Source organism: Acinetobacter sp. GRABPA_MV_2 (assembly GCF_056725885.1).
Genome location: NZ_JBWZNA010000025.1, coordinates 1 through 24634 on the forward strand (window position 1 = coordinate 1; position 24634 = coordinate 24634).

Consider the following 24634-nt stretch of genomic DNA (forward strand, 5'->3'; position numbering starts at 1 on the left):
CGGTGGTGTAGAAAGCATGAGCCGTGCACCCTATGTGATGGGTAAGTCAGACAGTGCTTTTGGCCGTAGCCAGAAGATTGAAGACACCACCATGGGCTGGCGTTTCATTAACCCAAAACTTAAAGAATTGTATGGTGTAGACACCATGCCCCAGACTGCCGAAAACGTGGCTGAACAGTTTAACGTTAATCGTGCAGATCAGGACCAGTTTGCCTTGGTGAGCCAACAACGCACCGCAAGCGCGCAAGCCAAAGGCTTTTTTTCTAAAGAAATCGTGGCAGTTGAAATCCCTCAGCGTAAGGGTGATGCTGTTGTGATTGATACCGATGAACATCCACGTGCATCAACCACCCTTGAAGGTTTAAGCAAACTTAAACCTGTGGTTAAAGCAGATGGCACAGTAACAGCAGGCAATGCTTCAGGTATTAATGATGGTGCAGCCGCTCTGCTGATTGCATCTGATGAAGCAGTTCAAGCTTACAACTTAAAACCACGTGCCAAGATCATTGCTTCAACAGCAGTGGGTGTAGAACCACGTATTATGGGCTTTGCTCCAGCACCCGCGATTAAGAAATTACTTAAACAAGCCAACCTGACTTTAGATCAGATGGATGTAATTGAGCTCAATGAAGCTTTTGCTGCACAAGCTTTGGCAGTGACCCGTGATTTAGGCTTGCCAGATGATAGCAACAAAGTAAATCCAAACGGTGGTGCAATTGCTTTGGGTCATCCACTTGGTGCATCAGGTGCACGCCTCGTGACGACAGCCTTGAACCAACTTGAGCAAACAGGTGGCCGTTATGCCTTGTGTTCAATGTGTATTGGTGTAGGCCAAGGCATTGCTTTGATTATTGAACGTGTTGAAGCACTTTAAGGAGAAACAAATGGCGTCTTTTCAATCTGCCGATGCACAAATTAACTATCAAACCTTTGGCCAGCCATCTTCCCCTGCTCTGGTGTTTTCCAATTCTTTGGGCACCAACTATGGCATGTGGCAAAAACAGTTTAATGAGTTAAAAGATCAATTTTTTGTGATCTGCTATGACACTCGTGGTCACGGTTCGTCATCTACACCTGACGGTCCATACACTGTAGAGCAATTAGGTGAAGATGTTGTTCGTTTACTGGATCATCTGAATATTAACAAAGCTGCTTTTTGTGGAATTTCTATGGGTGGTTTAACCGGTCAATGGCTGGCAATTCACTACCCTGAGCGTTTTAATCATGTGGTTGTGGCAAATACTGCCGCTAAAATTGGACAAGAACAAGCATGGCTTGACCGTGCAAAATTAGTACGTGAGCAAGGTTTACAACCGATCGCAGCTACAGCAGCCTCGCGATGGTTTACAGATCCCTTTATCCAAAGTCATGCTTCAATCGTCAACAACCTATGTAACGACTTAAGTGCTGGCAGCGCAATGGGTTATGCCAATTGTTGTGAGGCTTTGGCTAAAGCGGATGTCCGTGAGCAGTTAAAAGACATTAAAATTTCTGTATTGGTGATTGCTGGCACTCAAGACCCTGTAACGACTGTTGCAGATGGTGAGTTTATGCAGCAACGCATTCCACAATCAAAACTTGCAGAAATAGATGCCTCTCATATTTCCAATGTAGAGCAACCAGAAGCTTTTAATAAAATCCTAAAGGATTTTTTATTAGGTTAATTTAATGATTCAAAAAAATGGCCTATAAAGGCCATTTTTTTATATCTCGTAGAAACTTAATATCGAATCATGACCGATTTTAATTCAGTGTAATCTTCAATAAATGCATCTGAAAACTCTCTGCCAATTCCCGAAGCTTTTACTCCGCCAAATGGAACTGAGGGATCTAAGAACGTATGCATATTGACCCACAAAGTCCCTGCTTCAATTTTAGGAATTAAACGCAATGCTTTAGATAAATCATTTGTCCAGATACTTGCGGTTAAACCAAAGCGTGACTGATTCATAAGTTGAACGAGTTCTTCATCAGTATCGAATGGCATTATCCCGACCACTGGACCAAAGGTTTCCTCAGAAAATAAAGGATCATCTGTATTTTTAAAGGAAATTAAAGTCGGCTGTACAAAATATCCTGTCTGATCTAGAGCCTCACCCCCTGCAATAATCTGGTTGTTGGCTTTAGCCATATCTAAATAATGTTTTACTTTATTAAAATGTGGCTGATTAGAGAGTGGACCAAACATACTTCCCTCATCCATAGCCGATCCAATTTTGAAACTAAAGAGTGCTTTAGAGAGTTTCTTGACAAGTTCATCATATTTTGTACGGTGTACAAAAAAACGCTCTGGGGATGCACAAACTTGACCTTGATGTACAAAAGTTGCTTGCAACAAAGTTGGTAAAATCTCATCAATATTTGCATCAGCCAAGATAGCTATCGCATTTTTACCACCCAGCTCCAGACTTACACGGGTTAAATCACTGCTCATCGCGAGCTTACCAATGGCAATGCCAGTTGGTACTGAACCTGTAAATGAGACTTTCTTCACAAGCGGCGATTCAATTAAATATTGTCCAGTCTCCCCCTTGCCTGTCACTACATTAATCACACCTGCCGGAATACCTGCCTCAATGGCAAGTTCAGCTAAACGTAATAAAGATAAGCTGGCAAACTCACTTGGCTTAAGCACAATGGTACAGCCCGTTGTTAAAGCTGAACCGATTTTCCAAACGCCAATCATCAGCGAGAAATTCCAAGGCACAATACCTGCAACCACACCCACTGGTTGTCTTAAAGTAAAAGCTGTATATTTTTCACCTTGCATAGAAGGAATAGAAGGCTGCATGGTTTGACCATTAATTTTAGTTGCCCACCCTGCAAAATATCTTAAGAAAATAACAGATTGTGCGACTTCAAGATGTCTTGAAATATTGATAAGTTTTCCAGTAGACAACGACTCAAGCTGTGCAAGTTCTTCACCATGTTGCTCAATTAAATCTGCCAACTTATTTAGTTTAACGCCACGTTCATACGGCGTAGTTTCAGCCCAAGCATTTTGAAAAGCATGTTCAGCACTTTTAACGGCGCTTACGACATCTTGTTGACTAGCCATGCTAATTTGAGCAACAACTTGTTCAGTCGATGGATTCACAATATCCACTTTATCCAAAAGCTCAGCAGCAACTAACTTTCCATCAATAAAATGTCCATGTTGACGTGCCATAAATTGCTGCACGCTTTGTAAAATCTGAACTTCACTCATTTTTATTTCTCTCAATTCATTTAAAAGGATCTATTAATAGATGTATTGCAAAATTAACTGCGCATAGACATTGGTTTTGTCATCGTAGTTTTGTGTACCGCCACTATGGATATCGTGTTTCGGTTTATAAAGCCCAACTAAAGGAATAACATTGAATTTTTTATTGACTGACCAGACCGAAAAGACATCCAGTTCATGTCCATCCACATTGCTTAAAGACTTATTTACTGTTTTGAACTTATAGGCCAAAGCACCCAACATAAAATTTTCTTTCAAGTTCATCATGTAAGAGATTTGATGAATATCTGCATTTTTATTGAATGGCCCAGCATAATTTCCGGCAACTTCACCTTGAAACCATGTGCCAAAGCCGACCGTATTCCCGTAAAACATAGGGTCGTATTGGTCTGAGAAATGGCTAAAACGATAGCCTAATGAGGGCGTATATTTTGAAGATAAAAAGTTATAGTTCAGTGCTAAGTAGCCAGCATTTTCTTGGCTATCTTTTTTATCTTGCACCACAAACTCAGTTTTGAGCTGTAATTCTGGTAAAGGTTGATAATTCAAACGTAAAGCATAGTTTTTAAGATCTTCACGCCCTGAAACCTTTTCAGCATCTTTATGATCTAATACATTTAAATAGGTAAACCCAATGCCCTTATCTTTAAGCTGATACATCAGATCAGTCACAAACAGTTCTGGGGAAAATTGTGCTTTATTGTCGGACTTTAAATAAGCCAGTTTTAAAGTTGTGTTCTCTTGCGGTTTGTATTGAAGCAAACTTGTAAAATCAAAGCTTCGACGAGCTGCCAGATAATATGCCCCGCCCCGATCTAGTGTGCCCTCCGCAGGTGCTTTACCGAGATTTAATGCATCACCTGCAATGAAGAACCCGTCACCAATCATGATATTTTGCCGACCAATACTTAAATCATAGGTGGTCAACTCATCTTTATTGGTGCCGTCTTTAAAACCAATGATCCATTCATTCACATCTGTTTTATGTTCTTTGCCATTACTATTTTGGCCTGCGTCACCATCACCAAATGTTGCCGAGCTAATACCGCTCAAACTTGCATAGAGCTGATTGTTTTTAAAGGTGTACTGTCCTTTAGCACCATATTTAAGATGACCTTCTTGCCAATTAATTCTTTCATCCTCTAGATTTTCGCCGTTATAGCTTTTACCACTACTAAAAGCTCCAAAAGTTGCTTCAAAAGTTGGCTTAATTTCAAACTCACCGGCATGCACAGTTGAAAAAAATGAGACAAAGAGAGTCCCTCTCACAACCTGAGAAAATAAATTTTTCATTGAGAAATTCCTTTTTTGCGAACGGCCTAACCGTGCTCAAGTGTGGGTAACCGATTCATTACCCACTCTAGATCATTTACTCGTTTAGTGATGGTCGTGCTGTGTGTTTTGCTCTTGTTCACCCAAATTTAAAGTCGGGGTGCTGTCAAAGAAGTTCCAAGGTTTGATGAGTGTATTCACCCATTCTGTTGGCATGATTGGCCACTCTTCAGCACGTGCTACATGGGTTGTACCTGTTGTCATCCACACCACAAGGTCTTTATTTTCGATATTTTCATTGTTGCCAATGAATTGTCCTAACCCTGTGTCATGAGTCGAACGGTTTGAATATTTCCCTTCAGGATAGCGTTCATCTGGATTGTATTGAGTCACCCAAATTTGCTTGTCCATAAAATTCAAACGTTTAAATAACCATTCATCTTTCGAGAAATTGGCTCCTTTTGCCACAGGGTGTGTTCCTCCTGCAAATGGAATCAATTGGTAAGAAACCGGATTACCTAATTTATTTTCCTTGTTGAAATTCGTGAGTAATCGAATGGTAGATGGGTCAAATTTTTCAGCTGCATTTTGTTCATTAGTAATGACTTTACTATCGATTTGCATTGTGCTTGTACGAGCACCACCTTTGTCATTGGCCTTTACTACAGGGTCCATATGCATAAAGCTGTTGTTTTCTCCATCTACATCCATGTCTAAGCGGAAGTTATAGATGTGCTGATGCGTTGTACCCACAATATTATGGTCAATTAAAGTGCCATATTTGGTGTCTTCTTTGGCAGTGCTGTCATGCATAGTACGTGATTTAACACCTTTAACAGCTTCAATACCTGTAGCACCTGCATTAATTCCAATTACACCATTTTGGGCAAATACCCAGTCAAACATATAATCGTAGTTTCCAACCGTACTAATCCAGCGGATGACAAGTTCACGGCGGGCTTCACTGGCATCTTGATTGCCAAAAATTTCGTGATGTTTATATTCAGGTCCTGCATAACGTTCAAATACAGCAATGGCATTTGGAATTACTTGTGGCTGGCCTTTGTAGTCTGCAATCACAGCATCAAGTAAAACCGCATTTTCTGGTGCATCAGTTCCCGGAAGAATAGATGAGGTAAGTGTTCCCATACCATATTCGCCAGAGTCTAAATAGGATTTGAAGTACCATCCAATATCAGGGTCACCATATGGAACCACCATTCCACCAAGGTTACCTTCATACATAACTTTACGCTTAACGCCTTTATCTTTATAAGTCACAGTTGAAAGCTGCAAGCCAACACGAGAGTCTAACGCCACATGCAAACACCAGTTCCCCCAATGTATAGTTTGACCGGTAATGCTAAAGTTCTTACCCTCAGGTTCAGAAATATTGAGTGGTTTTAGCTTACTTGCTACGGGCTTATTCGACATATAAGGTCGATTTGCCATTGGTACAGGAATGATGGCACCTTCTTCAATCTTAATAATTTTTTCTTTATCTAAATCAACTACAGCAACTAGATTTTCAATAGGATGCGCCCAGTAGTTACCATCGCCTACATCTAGGTAAGCAACGACTTTTAATATATTAAGTTGTTTATCCAGACCATCTTTACCGCCAAAATATCCAACAGTTAGTGGAGTAGCAATCACTTTCTTCACATCGGTAATGCCACGTTTGCGTAACGCGTCTTGATATTCTTTACTCGTCTCAATTACACGCTGTACGGCTTCAAAATTATCGAGCAACACCATTCCATGAGTGTTTTTAAGTACATTCCATTTTGTGACTTGCTGAGTATTAAGATTAACTTCACCTTCAATCGCTTGGGTACCTTTTAACAAAATGAAAGATGCAATTCGAGCGTCTTTATATTCTTTGTGATTGATGAAGTAGTCCCAAACTTTTGCTTTTTCAGGTTCTTTAAGCTTTAATTCGGCAAAACGCATATTTTTATAGGCATATTTTGAGCGGTTAATCACATCAAATGTCTTTTTAATTTCATCGGAATTTAAGCTATTGAGTGGATGAAACGTATTTTCAATTTTAAAGGTTTGATCTAACCCAGACTGGAAAACTTCATTAAAAAAATCTTTTCCAATAACAGGTTTACCATCTTTGACTAATAAAGGGACACTGAGTTTAAAAGGTTTACCATTTATCAAAACCTGATCTGAATTGGGTTTGGCCCGAACCACCATAGAACCTTTGGTGATCATATAAGTATTAGTAAAATCGTCTTTGACAACTTTAGCACCTTGCTCACTCATATTTTGATAAAGTGAGACCATTTCGGCCTTTCCACCATGAGCAAACGCTTGAGTATTGAGTCCCCAAAAGCTTGCAGCGATTGATAAGTTAAGTGCCAGTATTTTTTGTATGTCATTCAATAATCGTTGTTTACGCATTGGTTTCATCCTTTTCATCTATCCCTGAACTATCTGAATCAGACAGTTAAAATGCACTTTCCTGTGAGTGAAATTAATTAGATTAACTTAATAGTTTTGTGATTATTAAGCTTATCTAGCCTGCTCTAATGAATTTAATTTCAACACAGTTACATAGGACTAGCTTGTTCAAGAATGACGTCGAACTTGTCTAAAAATGACATTGAGAGATGAAAGTTTTAAAGCGAGATACCCTCTCTAAATTCTTTAGGAGAAATACCATAAGTCTTTTTAAAGATCTTTGAGAAATGCGCCCCATCCCAAAAACCCCACTTCAAGGCAATTTGGGTAATTGAGCTTTGTTTGTTCTTTTTATCAAGCAAATCTGCTTTGACTTTTTCTAGGCGTTTGAGCTGTATATATTTGTTAATCGATAATTTTTCTTGAAGAAATAAACGGTAGAGATGACGTAGCGACACCCCAATGTGCTCTGCAATTAATTTAGGTGTTAAATCGGGTTTTGCTAAGTTTTCTATAATATAGCGCTCGGCTTTTTCCATTAGATTATTTGAGCTATTTATATTTTTATAATTAATTGTGGGTTTGATTAAGGCAATCAGCGCATCTTCAAAAGCATTCCCATCTTCGGTTGCATACCAAAGTTTGATATTTTCAGCAGACATATTTTTCAAAATATTTTTAAGTAAAAAGCCACTCATATTTTGCGTAATCAGTTTTCCAAAATATTCGGTACTAATATTTTCTTTCAGTAATTTTTCACGTGAGAGATGGACTGAAATCTGGCTGACTAATCCCTGCGGATACATTGAAATGGTTTCGACCGGATCGACCAACACAATATCGCCTTCATTCAGGCTTAGCGTTTCATTTTTATACTCGAGCAGCATTTTTCCCGAATACTGCAAAATCAAAAAACAAAAACGGTTATTCACTCGATCAATTTCATCGGCTTTTCGGACAATTTTATTGGCATTGTTTTTAATAAAAGCTATTTCGGTATCACCCAATAAAAAGCACTGAACTTCACCAATGAATAAATTACGGGTTCCGTCAAAATCGGTTTCAAAATTACCGCACACACTTTTAATATGGTGCGTCCATGTGAGTAATGCATCACTTACATATTGGTTCATCCCTTACCTCTCTATACATGTGCAACCGCTCAAGATTTTGCTTCTGTGGTGGTGCACTGTCTTGGCTTGCAATCTTGTTTTATTGATAAACAAATTGTGTGCCAAAAATTCCTTATCCTTGGAATTGTTTTGATGATAGTCAGCTAGATGTAAAGAAGCTGATAAATCAATTTAATTTATCAGCTTAATGGGACTTATGCTACTCCTGCAAAGTCTCGCAGCATGGTAATAAAAATATCTTTTTGTTCCTCAGAATACTTTTTAAACACCTCATTTTGGTGGCTGTCGGCAATATCAAATAAATACTGCGCTGTTTGTTTACCCTTTTCGGTCAATGCATACAAATTATCGTGGTCAACCAATAACCCTTCAAATTTTAAGATTTCAGCCGACCTTTCAACCTCTTGCATTGGCATAGCAATATCACGCGGTAAATCTTCCTTACTTGAAGCAGTACCACTGGCTAAAACGAGCAAAAGACGTGATTCACTGGTACGGAAACCCGAAGCCATTTGCTTAGGGATATAGTCGGTTTGATAAGCTTTAAAAGCACGACTCATCAAATAGCACACATTATTATATAAGTGCCCATAATGTGTTTGATCTACGCCGTTCTCTTCAGTTTGTTTAACTTGAAGGCTCGGATGCGGCATGACACAAGAATATGCGCCTTGATGGTAGACCAACGGGCTTCGGCCTTGGTCATGGAAACGAACCACTTTACCAACAATAATCCAGTGGTCACCACCTTCTATCACTTGATAGCGTTCGCACTCAAATACCGCAGAACAATTTTCTAAAATGGGAGCGCTTCCTGCACCAAGTTGAAAGTTTGTGTCTGCAAATTTATCAATATTGCGTCTCGAAAACTTATTAGACAGCTCAATTTGCGTGCCTGATAAAATATTGACTGCAAAATGTGTCGCTTCTCCAAATACTGAAAAACTTGACGATTTTTTATCAATGCTCCACAAAATAAGCGGTGGATCGAGTGACACCGAGTTAAAACTATTTGCGGTTACACCGACTTTCTCACCTTGTGCATTTTGTGCGGTAACAATGGTAACGCCTGTTGCAAAATTTCCTAATGCCCGTCGGAACTGTAATGGATCGACCGTAAACTCATCTATTTGTTGTAATACATTCATCATCTTTCTCCTAAACCTTCTCTTATATCCATATAAATCGCGAGAGCATTAGATATCTAAAACTAATCTCGATGTTTTAGAGCGTGAACAGCACACCAATATTTGCTCATTGCTGGCTTTTTCTTCGTCAGTAAAGTAAACATCTCGATGATCAGGTTCACCTTCAATTACATCGCACATGCAGGTTCCGCATACGCCTTGTTCACAAGACATCTCAATCTCGATGCCTTCTTTCGCCAAAGCCTGCAAAATGGTTTGGCCAGCTTCAACCATAATGATTTTTCCACTACGCTCAGCCACCACTTCAAATGAATCTCCCGAGGTGTCAGTTTCGACTTGGAAATATTCTTTGTGGATTTGCTGCTCAGGAAAATTATGAGTCGTAGCAAGGTTAATCACCCAATCCATAAAACCGACTGGACCACAGGTGTAAATATGGCTCTCAAGATCAATATCTTTAATGGCAGATTCAAAAAATGCTCGGTGGCTTGCACCTTCCGATTTAAAATGAAAAGTTGTGTGTTTTGCTAACTCACCATTTTTAATTTCATCAACAAAAGCACAGTTTTCTGGGCTAGCCCCGCAGTAGTGAAGCTCAAATGATTCGCCTTCATGTGCAAGTTGATACGCCATCGTGATTAATGGCGTAATCCCGATTCCACCGCCAATCAAAACACTGTGTTTGGCTTTTAAAAGTGGAAATAAATTTTTTGGCTCACTGACCTGAATTTGCATGCCATCTTTAATTTCATCAAAAGCGGATATTGAGCCACCACGTGATTCAGGGTCACGTAAAATTCCAAGGCGAAACTTACCTTCGTCATTTGGATTTTGGCAAAGCGAATATTGGCGCACCATGCCATTTGGTAAGTGCACATCAATATGCGCACCCGCTTCAACTTTTGGTAATGTTGCAGAAGTTGCAGATTCAAATTCCATGACTGCAATATTTCCACCTTCCACATGGCGATTTTTAACGACAACATCATAAAGTGTAGTCATGATTTAACTCCCTTTTCATGTGTAAGCTCTTTGCTTAACGCATGAATAAACCACCGTTAATATCCCACGTTGCACCAGTCACAAACGCCGCATTTGGACTCGCAAGCAACCCACAAGTTTCAGCAATAAAATGCATACTTCCTAAGGCTTTAACTGGAATATTCTGGATGAACTGTTCCATTTTTTCGTCTGGCACCACGCTATGAACAATTGGTGATTCCATCGGACCCGGAGCAACTGCATTGACCGTTACCCCTTTTGCCGCAAACTCTTTGGCAAAGATTTTGGTTAACGTCACAATGGCGCCTTTGGTTGCTGCATAGTGTGCACCCGTTGCAGTACCGCCGTTTTGTCCTGCTAGAGACGCCATATTAATGATGCGCCCATAGCCCTTTTTAGCCATATATTGACCAATAATTTGGCAAGCTTGGAAGGTACCGCGTTGGTTGACTTGGGTCACCCAATCAAAATCGGCTGCGGTAATTTGTAATACTGGCGTTGCTTTTGTGACGGTAGCATTGTTAATTAACACATCAAGTTTAGAAAATTTCTCTTCAATCCATTGCACTGCTGCATAAAAATCTGCTTCAACCGAAATATCTAATTTCAAGGGAAGCATATTTTGTGCATATTGACTTTGTGCCTTGGCGTTTTCAGCTTTTTCAAGCGTACTGGCTGACAAAATCACTTGATGGCCTTGGCTCGCAAAATATTCAGCAATCACATTACCGAGTCCAGAAGCAGCACCTGTCACTAAAACAACTTGTTTCATGTTACCGCTCCTAAAGAATGTAGCTAATACCAGCTAAGGTATCGGTTGAGTTAACCAAGTTAATGATTTTACGGTTAATCTTAAAGCCTGTAGCCGCATCACGAGTCAAATGGTAAGTAATATCAGCGGTGTAATGCTTGAGGTTTTCTTTACGAAACTCACGTAAGTTTTGAGCACAGCGTAAAACGATTTCATCATCTTGATCTTGAATCACTCGTACACGAGAAATGCTACGCACAGTATTTGCTTTAGGCGCTGTAGAAATAGCTTCACCATTTTCAAGACGCTGTACACGTAAAGTACGCATATGATTATCGTCATAGGCATAATTTAAGTTGTTTTCGTAGTCCGTTAGGTTTGGGTCAATTGGAATGATATAAACGCCTTTTTCATTCCATAAATTGAGCCATTCACGATATTCACTGTGGTCTAACATATCTGCTTCAGCCCAGATGAAAGCAGTGACTTCATTTAATAATTGCAGATTCATATTCATTGCTCTCTCCTTAAGCCGTCATCATCTTTTTCCACTGCTGGTATGCTGCACGCATACCAGTTTCAGCACTGACATCACTTTTTAAGCCATCTTCAGTTTTGACTTCACCTGGTAAACCGCGGTTGAGCATGATCCATAAATCATTACCGGCATTGGCACCATGTTGTACGCGTTCCCAAGCTTCTGAGTCATCTGGTGTACCGAAACCAAATGGACCTTGGAAATGTTCATGCAAACGTAAGCGATATTGGTTGGCAATTTGTGGACCGCCATCCATCGTAATTACCGAGTGATGAATTTCTGTTTCAGCAACTGAAATTGGCTGTAACACACGGAAGAACGCCATCGAACATGCAATATTCGGGAATAAATTTAAGTTAAAGCCAGAACCACCAACTGCTCGAACAATACGGCGTACTTCTAACTCTTCATGGCCTTCGTCGCGCAAAGCTTGAGCCAAGTCTTCGAAACGCTCTTGAATTGGACGTTCCATGAGTTCTTCGTCTAAATCGACCAGTTCAGGAATCATCACCATGACACTGTGACCATTACCTAAGTCTTCAACAAAGCCCGGTTGGTTTTCGAAGTTAAAGAGTTCTTCGGTTTTTTCATCTACAGAACTTAAGAATGACTTATGTACCAACGGGAAGTGATATGCATCGGTAGTATTTTCAAGCTGGATTTTCCAGTTACCCGGAAAACGGAAACGGTGTTCACCTAACACTTTAATTGGATAACCCGCACCTTGTTTCATAAACAGGTCAATCCATTTTTTCGCAGGCCCAAGGAACTCTTCAAGCGGTTGAATGTCTTCTTTAAATGAAGCGAAGATCATGCCGTTATATTCTTCTACCCGTAGACTCACCAGTGGTAATTCTGATTTATCTAAACAATCGCCGTAGCTTTCCGGAGATGGCACACCACGTAAACTACCGTCAAGTGCATAACTCCAACCGTGGTACGGACATACAAAACTATTAGTTTTTCCTTTTTTATGTTCGCATACGGTTGCTGCACGATGACGACAACGATTTAAAAGTACATGGACTTTCTTTTTACGGTCACGCACCACAACAACAGGCTGTTTACCGATATTAATGGTTTTATAGCTTCCACCTTCCGGAATTTCACTCGCATGTGCAACCCACACCCAAGTGCTATAAAAGATTTTTTCCATTTCTTCATCAAAAATGCGTTCATCTTTATAAAGAGAAGTATGGGCACGGTCACTTTGAACCAAAGCATCGTAATCAATGCCAATGTTATGCGTTGGGATAATACTGTTCATATCAATAGTCCTTTTAAATATGTCCTGGGTCATTCATGGGAAGGTACCGGCAATTCGGCTTCGCTGTGCCAATGCGATACGGGACGACTGAAAATATTCTGTGTTTGGAAATGTTTAATTTTCCATGTTCCATCTGCTTGCTTTTGAAACTTCACGTTGAGCTTTGCTGTATTCAGATGACTACGGCCATCTTTAAATGTTGAAGTTTGCAACATCAGCCAAGAAGCATTTGCATCATTTTGATTTACATGAATTTGTTCTGAATTTACAAAGTGGGCATTCATAACAAAGTGAGATTCTTTTTGGGTATAGCTTTTAAACATGTCGTAAATCGACTGCCAAGAATCATAACGACCAAAAGATTTGGCATATTTCTCGCCAATACCTTCCCAAATACAGTCCTGATCAAAAAGATTCATCAGCTCGTCAAGGTCTGTATTTGCATTGAGCTCGTCGCAGATTTCCATATAGCGGTTCAGACAATTACGAATGGCGTTGTGCGCTTCTAACTGTTCTAGCCGCTCTATGATTTCTGCCATATTCACTTTGTCAGTCATTGCCATCGCCTTAACGTTGGATAATCAATTCACGCCCAACACGAGCTTCAACTTTGCAATATTTCCAAAGTTTGTATGGCCCTTCACCCACCACGGTCGTTCTAAACAAGTTACAAGCCGCGTGTACGGTTTCAATATCCGGAACATCTGCAAGCAAGTAAGTTGTCCAAGGCCATCCCGTACTTGGGCCAACCATGCTTTGGTCATCATCAAGATTTCCAAAAACATGTACGCCCGGTAAGTCATGAATGCCATTCCACATTTCACCAAACGCTGCCCAAACTGCTTTTGCTTCAGCAGGTTCTGCATCAAAAAAGTTTTGGTTAATACCCATGCAGAACAAGACGCGTAATGATTTTTTAGCTTCCATTTCAATATCCTTTTAAAAATTAAACTTATAAATAACCTGGGGTTGGTTTTAACCCGAAACTGATTGAGCCTGCATTTTGTAAAGTCGCATCGCCCATAAATGCATGCTGAGTCACCACGTTGGTGTCATTCACAAAACGGCTAAATGGATTGTTGGTATAAATTGCTGTCATGCCTGCTAGCATTTGCATTTTTCGGGTGACTTTGGCGCAAACTCGCGCTGCATGTGTACATGCCAAACGCATATCGCTAATTTGTTCAGCAGTTGCTTCACGACCCGCAACAATTTCATTCCAGACAATATCCATGGTTTGATAAAACCAAGATTTTGCAGCCTGAAACTCCGCATCTGCCTGAGCAAACTCATATTGAGTCACTGGACGGTTTGCAATTTCTGAACCGCCTGTAATAGATGCTTTACCCGGTGCTAATTTTTCAAACTCTTCTAATGCAGCAGCTGCAACACCAATACCCACCACGGTTAATACTTGCGTCGCTAAAGACAGTGACGGATATTTAAAAAATGGCTCATTTAGTTTCGAAGGTTCACCACGTACAAAGGTCCATTTCTTTTCGACTAATACATCTTCGACCACCAAATCATGGCTTCCCGTACCTTTTAGGCCAACGGTGTCCCAAGTCATTTCGATTTTGGCTTTTTTGGCAGGCATCACTGCCATACGTGGTAAGCCTTGCATTTCATTGTTTTTAAGCGGTGAAATCCCCACACCAACAATGTCCGCTCCCATACAACCGCTTGAGAATTTCCAACGCCCACGAACCACTACACCTTCATCGGTAATTTCAGCTGGTTGAGGTGGAAAAATACCTCCAGCAAATACGACATCTGGTCCGTTTTGGTACAACTCTTTAAGTGTTTCTTCAGGCAAACTTCCTAAATACGCAGGACTCATCCCGAAACTTGCCACCCAACCCACTGAACCATCAGCTTTAGATAAAGTTTCGATCAACTCACAAAACTGACGTGGTGACCATTCTTCCCCGCCAAAACGTTTAGGCACCAAGGCACGATAAACACCAATTTGTTTAAGTTTTTCGATAATGTCTTGACTCACATACGCCTGATTATCAAATTCACCTGTACAGGCACGCTCACGAATTTCTTGACACAAAGCCTCTAAGTCAACTGTTTTGTCTTGAGAAGCAAACTCCATTTTAGATAACTTATTCATCATCTAACTCCTTGTAATTTATTGCATTGCATCAACACAAAATTTAGCTATAGCGCATAATTGCTCATCTTTTTGATGCTTCGATACGATCTGTAGGCCCACAGGTAAACCTTCACTGGTTTCAAGTGGCACTGAAATGGCTGGATGACCTGATAAATTAAATGGTCGAACTAAAGCTGTAAGATTCAAAAAAGCGACTGTGTTTTCAGCTTCAGAAACTTTCGGTGGAATTTGTGGAAGTGTCGGTAAAACCAATGCATCATATTTTTCTAATAAAGCATCGAGTTCTTGGGTGAGCTGCTCTTTTACAGCTTCCGCTTGTTTTACTTGCTCTAAAGTGGTGTGTGCCGCTTTTAATAAACGACCATTTACATCAGAACCAATTAAGCCGGTTTGAGTTAACTCACCAAAAGCTTGCCAATTTTCATAATTAATAATCTGCATTCCTGCATCATAGGCTGCTTCAAAATGTTCAACTTTTTCTGAAGTGGTCTGTAAATTAGCTTTTTGAAGTGCTTGATGGATACAGTTCCAAACAACCTCATCTGCGCTTACATCGAGAACAGCAATTTTTGGTGTACGAGTAAATTCAGTAGGTTTGAAAGTTGGATCAATAATTTGCATGGCCTTTTCAATCATCTCGACTGAATTTGCAAAAGGGCCAACGCAATCTAAAGAACTCGATGGCGGATATACGCCTTTTCTGCTCACGCGACCGAAAGATGGCTTTAATCCAAAAACTCCGCAGCACGCAGCGGGCATACGGATAGAGCCGCCCGTGTCTGTACCTAAAGTAAAATCAGCTTGTTTAACAGCAACTGCCGCAGCCGAACCACTCGAAGAACCGCCTGGAATAAGTTCAGGATATTTAGGGTTAATCGGTGTACCAAAAGCGTGATTAATGCCTGTAATACCAAAAGCCAATTCGTGCAAGTTCGTTTTCGCAATAATTTCACAGTCAGCTTTTAAAATGTTTTTAACCACTTCAGCATCATCTTGAGCAGGTTCAACATTTAATAAAGCTCGACTGCCAGCAATGGTTTTTAGACCTTGAATATCAATTGTGTCCTTAACCATGACCTTGAGCTTGCCACTTCCTTTGTGCACGCTTTGGCTAACAATATTCATTCACTTTTCCATGTATTTTTATTCATTAATCAAAATATGGGAAAATTTAATGGAATTGTCAAGTATTTTTTTATAATTTGTTCTCAAGGAAATATGCAAAATTTTGTTTATAATAGGATTACCCTTTTTTCACTAAGTTATTGCTTAGCTATGCTTGATCATTTAGAACAATTTCTTCCTAATAAAGAACCGTCGAGTATTCAAAATTTTCCTTTTTTTTGGGTTTCCCAAGTGAATGGAAAGTATTCACAACTGATTGAAAAATCAATAAAAAAGCTAGGTATTGATAATACACGCCGTAAAATTATTTTAAGCACTAATGCCCTTGGGGAAGCCAGTATTACCGACATTGCTAATCTTTCTACTTTAAAGTTAACAACGGCAACAAAAGCTGTATATCGCTTGGTAGAAGATGGAATTGTCGAGGTCTACTCTTCTACTTCTGATGAACGAATCTCGATGGTGAAATTAACGGCCAAAGGTGTTGATCTGGTTGAACAGATTAATCAGATTAGTGTGGTTACCTTGGCAGGCATCCTTAACGCTTTTTCAGAAGACGAGCTACATAATTTAAATAACCAGTTAAAGAAATTATTTGACCTGATGCCATCCAGTTAAATATTTCTCATTATGATAAATTAGCTTTCTTAGAGCAGTTAAAAATTTATTTTTCTATAACTGCTCTTTCGTTAAAACAATAAAAATAAATAAAATCAATTTTTTATATCACAAGCTTATCTATATATAATTACTTAACATACTTTTTAGGTATTCTAACATACTCAATAAGTAATGGAATTTTACATATAAAAAGAAAATAATAATTCCATGATCTTGAAAATCCCATTAATTCTGAATTGGGTTAGACGCACTCTTCCGGTCTGTACGAGACCAAATTACTCATTTCTAGCCTATTTATTATTCTTATCTAAAAGGGGTAAATATCGAAAACTTCAGAGGAATAATAAAAGTTAGAGATCAATTTCTTTAAAGCGTTTTATACATAAGGATTAAGTGTATGAACCAAAGTAATATCGCTGTTGAAAGGACACAAAAGAAAAGCAATGCCTATGCATGGTATGTGGTCATACTTTGTATGTTGGCATATATATTTTCATTTATTGACCGCCAAATTCTGGCACTGATGATTGAACCCATCAAAGCAGATCTCCAACTTTCAGATACCCAATTTAGTTTGTTACATGGGCTGGCCTTTTCGCTATTTTACGCGGTGATGGGATTACCCTTAGCCTACATTGCCGACCGTTTTTCCCGACCAAAACTGATTTCAATCGGGATTATTGTTTGGAGTCTGGCAACAGCAACTTGTGGTTTAAGTAAAAACTTTATTCAACTGTCCTTAAGCCGTATGGCGGTAGGTGTCGGTGAAGCGGCTTTATCGCCAGCGGCTTATTCAATGTTTAGCGACATGTTTAGTAAAGACAAACTAGGCCGCGCTGTTGGGATCTATTCAATTGGCGCTTTCTTAGGTGGAGGTATCGCCTTTTTAGTTGGCGGTTATGTGATTAACCTGCTTAAAGGCGTGACACTCATTGAGGTTCCTTTATTAGGTGCCCTTAAAGCATGGCAAATTGCCTTTTTAGTGGTGGGTTTACCCGGCATTATTATTGGTTTGCTCTTTATCCTCACCGTTAAAGACCCTGCACGTAAAGGCCAGCAACTCAACCAAAATGGACAAGTTGACCAAGTTAAATTCACACAATGCCTTCAGTTTATTAAAAAACATTCGAAAACATTTGCTTGTCATTATTTAGGTTTTACCTTTTATGCAATGGCACTTTATAGCCTAACTAGCTGGACACCTGCATTTTATATTCGAAAGTTTCAACTCGCGCCGACGGAAACAGGCTATATGCTTGGTACCATTCTGTTAGTCGCAAATACATTAGGCGTATTTTGTGCAGGTTGGCTAAATGACTGGTTTATTAAAAAAGGTCGCCAAGATGCACCAATGTTCACTGGTGTAATTGGTATTGTTGGCCTGATTATTCCAATTGCATTTTTTACCCAAACAGATCAACTCTGGCTTTCAGTTAGCTTACTGATTCCTGCAATGTTCTTTGCATCTTTCCCTCTAGTAATTTCAGCAACTGCTTTGCAAATGTTAGCCCCAAACCAATTTAGAGCACGCCTTTCTGCCCTCTTCCTTTTGGTGAGTAACTTAATTGGGCTCGGCATTGGTACAACATTGGTGGCCATTATCACAGATAAAGTTTTTGGTAGTCCGTTAATGGTGGGTTCTTCTTTATCTATTGTAGGTGGTCTGTCGTGTGTACTGGCTCTAATTCTGCTTTTTAAAGGCTGCAAATTCTTTAGTGAAAGCATGAAGGTTGAAAAATTAAATTAATAGGTCTCACCAATTGCAAAAATGTACTCTCTAACTAAACGCTTAGAGAGTACCAAAATACTCAAAATTGCGTAGTGCCGAGGATTGGCATACATCTGGAAAATGGATTATGGAATTATTTCACCGTTTTAAACCACACACTTTAGCTGTTGCCACTTTATTACTGATGTGTAGCAACTCATGGGCCGCAAATCCAAATCAGCAAACTGAAGATGAATGGAAATTCACTTTAAAAAACGCCTATATCAACCGTGATTTTGATAATGATGCCTTAAAAGATACTGGCAGTTGGTCTCAGGCAGCGTCTTTATTTTATAAATCGAAAATGCATGACACTCCGTTAGTCATAGCAGACAAGCCAATCACAATTGGGGCCGATGCATCGGTTCAATACGCCGTGCGCTTGAGTTCAGACAAACATGTCGCTGACACAGTTTTGCCTTTTAATAAAGAAACGCAATCTCAGGCTTCAGACTATTTAAAATACGGCGCGACCTTAAAACTCGGCTATGACAAAACACTTTTAAGTGTCGGTGAACTCTGGCTCGATTTACCTGTAACGGCAGTCGATGCTAGTCGTCAGTTACTCACTTCGTATTGGGGAACTAACTTAAAGTCACAACTTTCAGATCAACTCTATGCTGAAATTGGCCGAGTGGAAAAAGTGTCGCCACGAAATGAAGAAGACTTTAAAAAGTTTTCTTTCACATCAAATGGAATTACTAAAGAATCTGATGGCCTGAACTACATAGATCTGCGCTATCAATTCACGCCGTCACTCAAGGGTGAATATTACTTCGGTAATTTGGAAGACCTCTACAATAAACACTATGTAGGGTTTGAGCATAATTGGAAACAACCTAATTTCGCTCTTACGTCTAAGTTTAAATACTTCAATGCACAAGATGATGGCAACACTTTTGATATTGATGCGCAAAACATCGGGGTACTAGAAACGCTCAAAGTAAAAAACCATACCTTTGGTTTGGGTTACCAACAAATTATTGGAGAGTCGGCTTACCCGCTACCGGATGGCTTCTTACCAGAAACCTATTTCATTAACTGGAATGCCACTGGCTTCTTTAAAGAAGATGAAAAGTCTTACCATGTCATGTACGGCTACGACTTTAAAGACTATGTGCCGGGCCTAAATGCGATGGTGAAATATGTTTACGGCCATGACTTTAAAGCAGCCAATGGTGAAAAGAACCATGAAACCGAGTCTAATGTGATTTTAAACTATGCATTTCAACAGCCATTCTTAAAAGGCGTGGCTCTGCAATATATTCGTATTGATTACAATGTAAAACACGGCAATGACTTTGGTGAAGACCGTTTATTTGTTAATTACACCAAAAAGTTCTAAATAAATATTACCCCCTAATTTTAGGGGGTAATATTTATCCTAATTTATTGACCAACTTTAAAGGCAAAACCTTCATGGCAATACTCATAGGTAACCACGGCCACTGTGGCACATAAGCTTTTACAGGTTGCTTTTCGATCGCTTTGACCAAAGCTTTACATCCTGTTTTAGCATCTACTTCAAAAGGTAAATGTTTAGCACCTTCATTCATTTCAGTGCGAATGTAACCTGGGAAAATGGTTGAGACTTTAATTGGTGTATCCAGTAATTCAGCACGAATACCTTCGGCCAAGTGAGCGACCGCAGCTTTACTTGCTGCATAGGTCGATAAATGTTTTGGTAATCCACGCATCGCACTCATGGATGACATCACCACCAAATGACCTGCATTTTGCGCTCTAAAAATTTCAATCGCTGCCTCACACTGTGCTAAAGCAGAGATAAAGTTTGTTTCAGCCGTGGCTCTGTTAATTTCAAAATTACCTTTACCAATACGGCGGCCATTGCCGACTCCCGCATTTACAATAATTCGGTCTAAATAGCCAAATTCTTGTTTAAAAGCGCGAAATACTTCAAAAACCTGATCGTAATGAGTTACATCCAGACTTTTTGCAATTACTTTTATACCGTACTCATTTTCAAGTTCAGTTTTTAAATCTTCCAATCTGTCTAAACGGCGTGCACAAATCGCCAAGTTATAACCTTTGGCTGCAAATTCATGCGCCATACCAGCGCCTAAACCAGAACTTGCACCTGTAATTAAAATTGTCTTTGCCATGCTTTTATCCTTATTTTTAAATCCATGTCAGTAAATCTGGACGCTCAGCTTTTATAAAATGATGTTCATTTAAACTTAAAACCTGAGCTTCATTTCCAACCAACCGCAAAGTCGTGAGACTTGTATTAGCAATTGCCCAATTCAACGCAAAAGTTCGATTGGGACTAAGTTCAAGCAATTTGCCGATTGCTACAGAAATCACACCACCAGATGTAAAAACAATTGCATAGCGAGGTTTGGTTTTTGCTAACTCATCACAAAGTTGCTGCAATGCTGTTTCGACTCTTTCTTTAAAGTGTGGCCAAGACTCATCATATTCATGATGAAAATCTCCATCTGTCCATCGTCCAATAGCGCCTTCAAATATTTTGGCTAGATACGCACGAGGATTCTGTTCTTGCGCTACGTCAGCTTTTAACAACTCAGGCTGTTCAAAACGTGGCTCATAACGTGCAAAAACCTGTTGGTGGTTAAACTCATTCCATAAATTATTATGATGAATTACTGTATCTGGGAAGCATTCATTAAGTGCAAGTTGTGCGGTTTGTTCATGACGCTGCATGGTTCCTGCAATCACATAAGGTTGTTCTTTCAATATTTGCTTAAAATATTGTCCTAATAACGTCGCTTGAGCCTCACCATTTTCAGACAGTTCATCATAGTTACTTTTACCAAATGATGCCTGTCCATGTCTTACCAGATAAATTGTGGTCATTTTCTTAAAATACCCTGTATTTTCTGTAGAGATTGCTGAGCAAATTCAGATTCTTGCAATTTTTGTTGCGCGATAAGTTTTAAAGCTCGAATATGTAGCGCATGAATGACAATCCAGAAATCTTTAAAAGCAGGATTTCGAGTTTGTTTATGGTAATAGCGATAATAGATTTGCTGGGCAATCACTGCTAAACGGAATACACCGAAGACTTCATAAAAAGCCCAGTTTTGAGGCTCCAGACCTGTTTTTTGCAAATAATATTCAACGACTTCTTTACGAGAGAACATTCCCTTTAGATGAGTAGGCTGACGGCGCGTCGATCTAAAAATCATATTATCCGTAGGTTCCACCCAATAGGCCAAAGCGCTACCCAAATCCATTAATGGATCACCCAAAGTCGCCATTTCCCAATCCAACACACCAATCACTTCTGTTGGGTGCTCTGGATCTAAAATCACATTATCAAAACGCCAATCATTGTGAATAATACAAGTCGTAGAGTCTTGAGGGATATTATCGTTTAGCCATTTTCGAACATATTTAAATGAAGGAACGTTAATAGTACGGACTTTTTCATAGCGTTTATCCCAACCTTCAACTTGTCTACGGCAATATCCTGTACCTTTGCCTAGTTCAGCTAAAGGGGTGTTCTCATATGGAACTTGATGCAGCTCAATGAGCTTATCAATAACGTTTACACAAAGTTGATGAACATCTTCTTCATTAAAACCAAGCTCAGGCGGTAATTTTGCACGAGGAATAATACCTTCAATGCGTTCCATGACATAAAAATCACAGCCAATGACCGACTCATCCTGACAAAGTGCCACCATTTTAGGAAGCACCGGATAATACGGTGCAAGGTTTTTCTGCACCATATATTCACGGGCCATATCGTGGGCCGACTTCGCTTTTGTTCCTTTAGGAGGACGTCGTAAAATTAAATCGGTATTTTCATATTTTAAACGATAAGTCCAATTCGACGCACCGCCCGTATATTGAGTAACAACTGCTGGACCAACCAGCTCAACATCTTGGTTCTTTAACCAATTTTCAACTGCCCCAATATCAAGTTCTTCACCTTCACGTACTTCACCGCCTACATCAATTACCGACATATTTATTTCCTTTAAACTTATACTTTCTTATGACGACCATAACCACGTTTGGCTAACTCTAATTTGGCAATCATGCCTTTATGCACTTCATCCGGACCATCAGCTAAACGTAAACTGCGTGCTTGGGCAAAGAAACCCGTTAATGGCGTATCTCTTGAAACACCTGCACCACCATGTAGCTGAATCGCCATATCGACTACTTTTTCTAAAACGCTTGGAGCGACTACTTTAATTGCAGATATTTCTGTTAAAGCAGCCATATTTCCTAAAGTATCCATTTTATAAGCAGCATACAAGGTTAAAAGTCTAGCTTGATCTATGGCTACCCGTGCATCGGCTACGCGTTCGAGGTTTCCACCAAGTTTTAAAATTTCTTTGCCAAACGCCGTTCTAGACATGCCTCTATCAATCATGAGTTCTAGCGCTTTTTCAGCAGCTCCGATACAGCGCATGCAATGATGAATACGCCCTGGTCCTAGACGACCTTGGGCAATTTCAAAACCTTGCCCCGCACCACCAATAAAGTTTTCAAGAGGCACTCGAACATTATTAAAGTGAACTTCTCCGTGTCCATGCGGTGCATCGTAGTCACCAAACACAGGTAACATACGTTGAATTTCAACACCTGCCGTATCAATCGGTACTAAAACCATAGAGTGTTGATGGTGGCGGTCTTTGGTTTCATCTGGGGTATGCGCCATAAAAATAATGACTTTAGCATTTGGATCACCTAAACCAGACGACCACCATTTTTTGCCATTTAAAACAATTTCATTACCGTCGATGAGTGCAGTCGCTTGCATATTGGTTGCATCGCTTGACGCAACATCTGGTTCAGTCATACAAAAAACAGAGCGAATTTTTCCGTCCAATAAAGGCTGTAACCATTGTTGTTTTTGCTGTTCATTACCATAGCGCCATAACACCTCCATATTTCCGGTATCCGGTGCATTACAGTTAAAAACGGTAGGTGCCAATAAGCTGCGGCCAGTCAATTCAGCAATATGCGCATATTGCTGAACAGTTAACCCAGCACCCAACTTTTCATCGGGTAAAAACATATTCCAAAGACCAGCTTGTTTAGCTTTAGTTTTCAGAGTTTCTAACAGTTCAGGCCACTGCCATTTTTTCCAGTTTCCATCTGGATTTAACTCATGAACCTCTTCCCAAAATTTTGCTTCGACAGGTTCTATTTCTTCTAAAATAAATTTTCTTGTTCGCTCAGCAAAATCTTGAGCTTTCTTTGAAAGTTCAAACATTCTTTTTTCCTTCACATCATTATCTGGTCTTTACATCAACATAACTTGAAACTTAATATGAATGAAATGATTTTATTAAATAATACCTCATGAATAATATTCATAACTTACATGGCCTAGACCTAAGTTTTTTCCACCGGATTGATATCAATTTATATCCGCTTTTTATCGCGATTTATGAACAAAAAAGCATTTCGAATGCCGCAAGTAGCCTTAATATTACGCAGTCAGCGGCAAGTCATGCTTTGCAGCGTTTACGTCAGCAACTTGAAGATGATGTATTTATACGAGTAGGCAATAAAATGTCTGCCACTCCTTTTGCTGAGCAGATTTACCCAACTGTGAAGCAAGCACTTTTAACCATTCAAAATATTAGCCAGCAGAAGCATGTGTTCGATCCAATAAGCTTAAAAAACTTAAAAATCGCCGTGCATGATGAAATTGAGCCGATTATTCTTCCAAGACTGGCTCAACATTTTCAAAATCTTAATTTAGATTTGCAGTTTGTGAGCATGAAGCTAGATCGAAAACATATTATGACTGACTTAGCGACACAGCAGCTCGATTTCGTGATTGACCTAGAACAATATTTATCACCCAAAATTATCTTTGATCATTTGGTAACAGACGAGTTCGTCATTTGCAGTCAACTTAAAGAAGTCGATTTATCTACTTACATCAGTGGTCGGCATATTGGTGTTTCCTCACGCCGTACGGGCGCTTTACTTGAAGATATTTATTTAAATCAACACCAAAAAATTTCAAGAAATGTATTTATGCGCTGTCAAAACTACTCAACAGCGTTACAAGTTTTGGGAGCTCAAGCCGACGCAATACTTACTATGCCTCGAATGATTTTGCAGCATTTGTCTTATAGTGCTGCAATTCGCTTACATTCTCTGCCTTTTGAGATAACCAATATTAAAATGGGTATGTTTTGGCATGAAGATTTAAGGGATAATTTAAGGCATCAATTTTTGCGACATGAAATTATTAAACTTTTTCAGTAAAGCAAATTGATCTACTAAGCTTCT

The 24634-nt window shown here is 39.6% G+C and carries 23 protein-coding genes; 6 read left to right on the forward strand and 17 right to left on the reverse strand.

Features of this window, described 5'->3' with window-relative positions; translation table 11 throughout:
• Positions 1 to 874: acetyl-CoA C-acyltransferase (locus ACXM0J_RS16805; protein ID WP_304457341.1), on the forward strand; the 874-nt coding region annotated here is incomplete at its 5' end.
• A gap of 10 nt (positions 875 to 884) precedes the next feature.
• Positions 885 to 1664: a 3-oxoadipate enol-lactonase gene (gene pcaD / locus ACXM0J_RS16810; protein ID WP_086265664.1), complete on the forward strand. Its 780-nt coding sequence runs from the start codon at positions 885 to 887 to the stop codon at positions 1662 to 1664.
• 56 nt (positions 1665 to 1720) lie between these two features.
• Here the strand turns inward: pcaD and ACXM0J_RS16815 are convergent, their stop codons facing one another.
• The 13 genes from ACXM0J_RS16815 to ACXM0J_RS16875 form a co-directional block, all read right to left on the reverse strand.
• A complete protein-coding gene (locus tag ACXM0J_RS16815; protein WP_086265665.1) occupies positions 1721 to 3208 on the reverse strand; it encodes an NAD-dependent phenylacetaldehyde dehydrogenase in 1488 nt (495 codons plus the stop codon).
• A 33-nt stretch (positions 3209 to 3241) separates the two neighbouring features.
• Positions 3242 to 4459, reverse strand: a complete 1218-nt coding sequence (locus tag ACXM0J_RS16820) for a hypothetical protein (protein WP_086265690.1) — start codon at positions 4457 to 4459, stop codon at positions 3242 to 3244.
• 144 nt (positions 4460 to 4603) lie between these two features.
• Positions 4604 to 6919, reverse strand: coding sequence for a primary-amine oxidase (gene tynA / locus ACXM0J_RS16825; RefSeq protein ID WP_086265666.1), 2316 nt, complete (start codon positions 6917 to 6919; stop codon positions 4604 to 4606).
• A gap of 209 nt (positions 6920 to 7128) precedes the next feature.
• The gene (gene feaR, locus ACXM0J_RS16830) at positions 7129 to 8043 is read right to left on the reverse strand and encodes a transcriptional regulator FeaR (RefSeq protein WP_086265667.1); all 915 of its coding nucleotides are present in this window, start codon (positions 8041 to 8043) and stop codon (positions 7129 to 7131) included.
• Positions 8044 to 8237: 194 nt separating this feature from the next.
• A complete protein-coding gene (locus ACXM0J_RS16835; protein ID WP_086265668.1) occupies positions 8238 to 9194 on the reverse strand; it encodes a p-hydroxyphenylacetate 3-hydroxylase reductase component in 957 nt (318 codons plus the stop codon).
• Between the two features lie 45 nt (positions 9195 to 9239).
• Positions 9240 to 10193 (reverse strand): PDR/VanB family oxidoreductase, encoded by a 954-nt coding sequence (locus tag ACXM0J_RS16840; protein WP_086265669.1) that lies wholly within the window; start codon positions 10191 to 10193, stop codon positions 9240 to 9242.
• A 34-nt stretch (positions 10194 to 10227) separates the two neighbouring features.
• Entirely contained in the window at positions 10228 to 10965 is a 738-nt protein-coding gene (locus tag ACXM0J_RS16845; RefSeq protein ID WP_086265670.1) for an SDR family NAD(P)-dependent oxidoreductase, read from the reverse strand.
• A gap of 10 nt (positions 10966 to 10975) precedes the next feature.
• The gene (locus ACXM0J_RS16850) at positions 10976 to 11461 is read right to left on the reverse strand and encodes an aromatic-ring-hydroxylating dioxygenase subunit beta (RefSeq protein WP_002120925.1); all 486 of its coding nucleotides are present in this window, start codon (positions 11459 to 11461) and stop codon (positions 10976 to 10978) included.
• Between the two features lie 10 nt (positions 11462 to 11471).
• Entirely contained in the window at positions 11472 to 12749 is a 1278-nt protein-coding gene (locus tag ACXM0J_RS16855) for an aromatic ring-hydroxylating oxygenase subunit alpha (RefSeq protein ID WP_005069110.1), read from the reverse strand.
• Positions 12750 to 12778: 29 nt separating this feature from the next.
• Complete coding sequence (locus ACXM0J_RS16860; protein ID WP_086265671.1) at positions 12779 to 13312, reverse strand: nuclear transport factor 2 family protein; 534 nt, start codon at positions 13310 to 13312, stop codon at positions 12779 to 12781.
• Between the two features lie 4 nt (positions 13313 to 13316).
• Positions 13317 to 13676, reverse strand: a complete 360-nt coding sequence (locus tag ACXM0J_RS16865; RefSeq protein WP_017481023.1) for a hypothetical protein — start codon at positions 13674 to 13676, stop codon at positions 13317 to 13319.
• 25 nt (positions 13677 to 13701) lie between these two features.
• A complete protein-coding gene (locus tag ACXM0J_RS16870; RefSeq protein WP_086265691.1) occupies positions 13702 to 14850 on the reverse strand; it encodes an acyl-CoA dehydrogenase family protein in 1149 nt (382 codons plus the stop codon).
• A 36-nt stretch (positions 14851 to 14886) separates the two neighbouring features.
• On the reverse strand, positions 14887 to 15996 hold the full coding sequence (locus tag ACXM0J_RS16875; RefSeq protein ID WP_017481021.1) for an amidase: 1110 nt from the start codon (positions 15994 to 15996) through the stop codon (positions 14887 to 14889).
• A gap of 150 nt (positions 15997 to 16146) precedes the next feature.
• Here ACXM0J_RS16875 and ACXM0J_RS16880 point away from each other — a divergent pair, with 150 nt between their 5' ends.
• The 3 genes from ACXM0J_RS16880 (at position 16147) to ACXM0J_RS16890 (ending at position 19730) form a co-directional block, all read left to right on the forward strand.
• Positions 16147 to 16614 (forward strand): MarR family winged helix-turn-helix transcriptional regulator, encoded by a 468-nt coding sequence (locus ACXM0J_RS16880; protein WP_017481020.1) that lies wholly within the window; start codon positions 16147 to 16149, stop codon positions 16612 to 16614.
• Between the two features lie 400 nt (positions 16615 to 17014).
• Positions 17015 to 18364: a spinster family MFS transporter gene (locus tag ACXM0J_RS16885; protein ID WP_086265672.1), complete on the forward strand. Its 1350-nt coding sequence runs from the start codon at positions 17015 to 17017 to the stop codon at positions 18362 to 18364.
• Positions 18365 to 18473: 109 nt separating this feature from the next.
• A complete protein-coding gene (locus ACXM0J_RS16890) occupies positions 18474 to 19730 on the forward strand; it encodes an OprD family outer membrane porin (protein WP_086265673.1) in 1257 nt (418 codons plus the stop codon).
• 34 nt (positions 19731 to 19764) lie between these two features.
• On the opposite strand, the gene ACXM0J_RS16895 is transcribed toward ACXM0J_RS16890, so the two are convergent.
• The 4 genes from ACXM0J_RS16895 to ACXM0J_RS16910 are packed head-to-tail and all read right to left on the reverse strand — an operon-like array spanning position 19765 to position 23600.
• Positions 19765 to 20508: an SDR family oxidoreductase gene (locus tag ACXM0J_RS16895; protein WP_086265674.1), complete on the reverse strand. Its 744-nt coding sequence runs from the start codon at positions 20506 to 20508 to the stop codon at positions 19765 to 19767.
• Positions 20509 to 20524: 16 nt separating this feature from the next.
• Positions 20525 to 21223: a histidine phosphatase family protein gene (locus tag ACXM0J_RS16900; protein ID WP_086265675.1), complete on the reverse strand. Its 699-nt coding sequence runs from the start codon at positions 21221 to 21223 to the stop codon at positions 20525 to 20527.
• Positions 21220 to 22341, reverse strand: coding sequence for a phosphotransferase family protein (locus ACXM0J_RS16905; protein ID WP_086265676.1), 1122 nt, complete (start codon positions 22339 to 22341; stop codon positions 21220 to 21222). The genes ACXM0J_RS16900 and ACXM0J_RS16905 overlap by 4 nt, the downstream gene beginning before the upstream one ends.
• Positions 22342 to 22358: 17 nt before the next feature.
• Positions 22359 to 23600, reverse strand: a complete 1242-nt coding sequence (locus ACXM0J_RS16910) for an acyl-CoA dehydrogenase family protein (RefSeq protein ID WP_086265677.1) — start codon at positions 23598 to 23600, stop codon at positions 22359 to 22361.
• Between the two features lie 89 nt (positions 23601 to 23689).
• Here ACXM0J_RS16910 and ACXM0J_RS16915 point away from each other — a divergent pair, with 89 nt between their 5' ends.
• Entirely contained in the window at positions 23690 to 24610 is a 921-nt protein-coding gene (locus ACXM0J_RS16915) for a LysR family transcriptional regulator (RefSeq protein WP_017481013.1), read from the forward strand.
• Positions 24611 to 24634 lie beyond the last annotated feature (24 nt).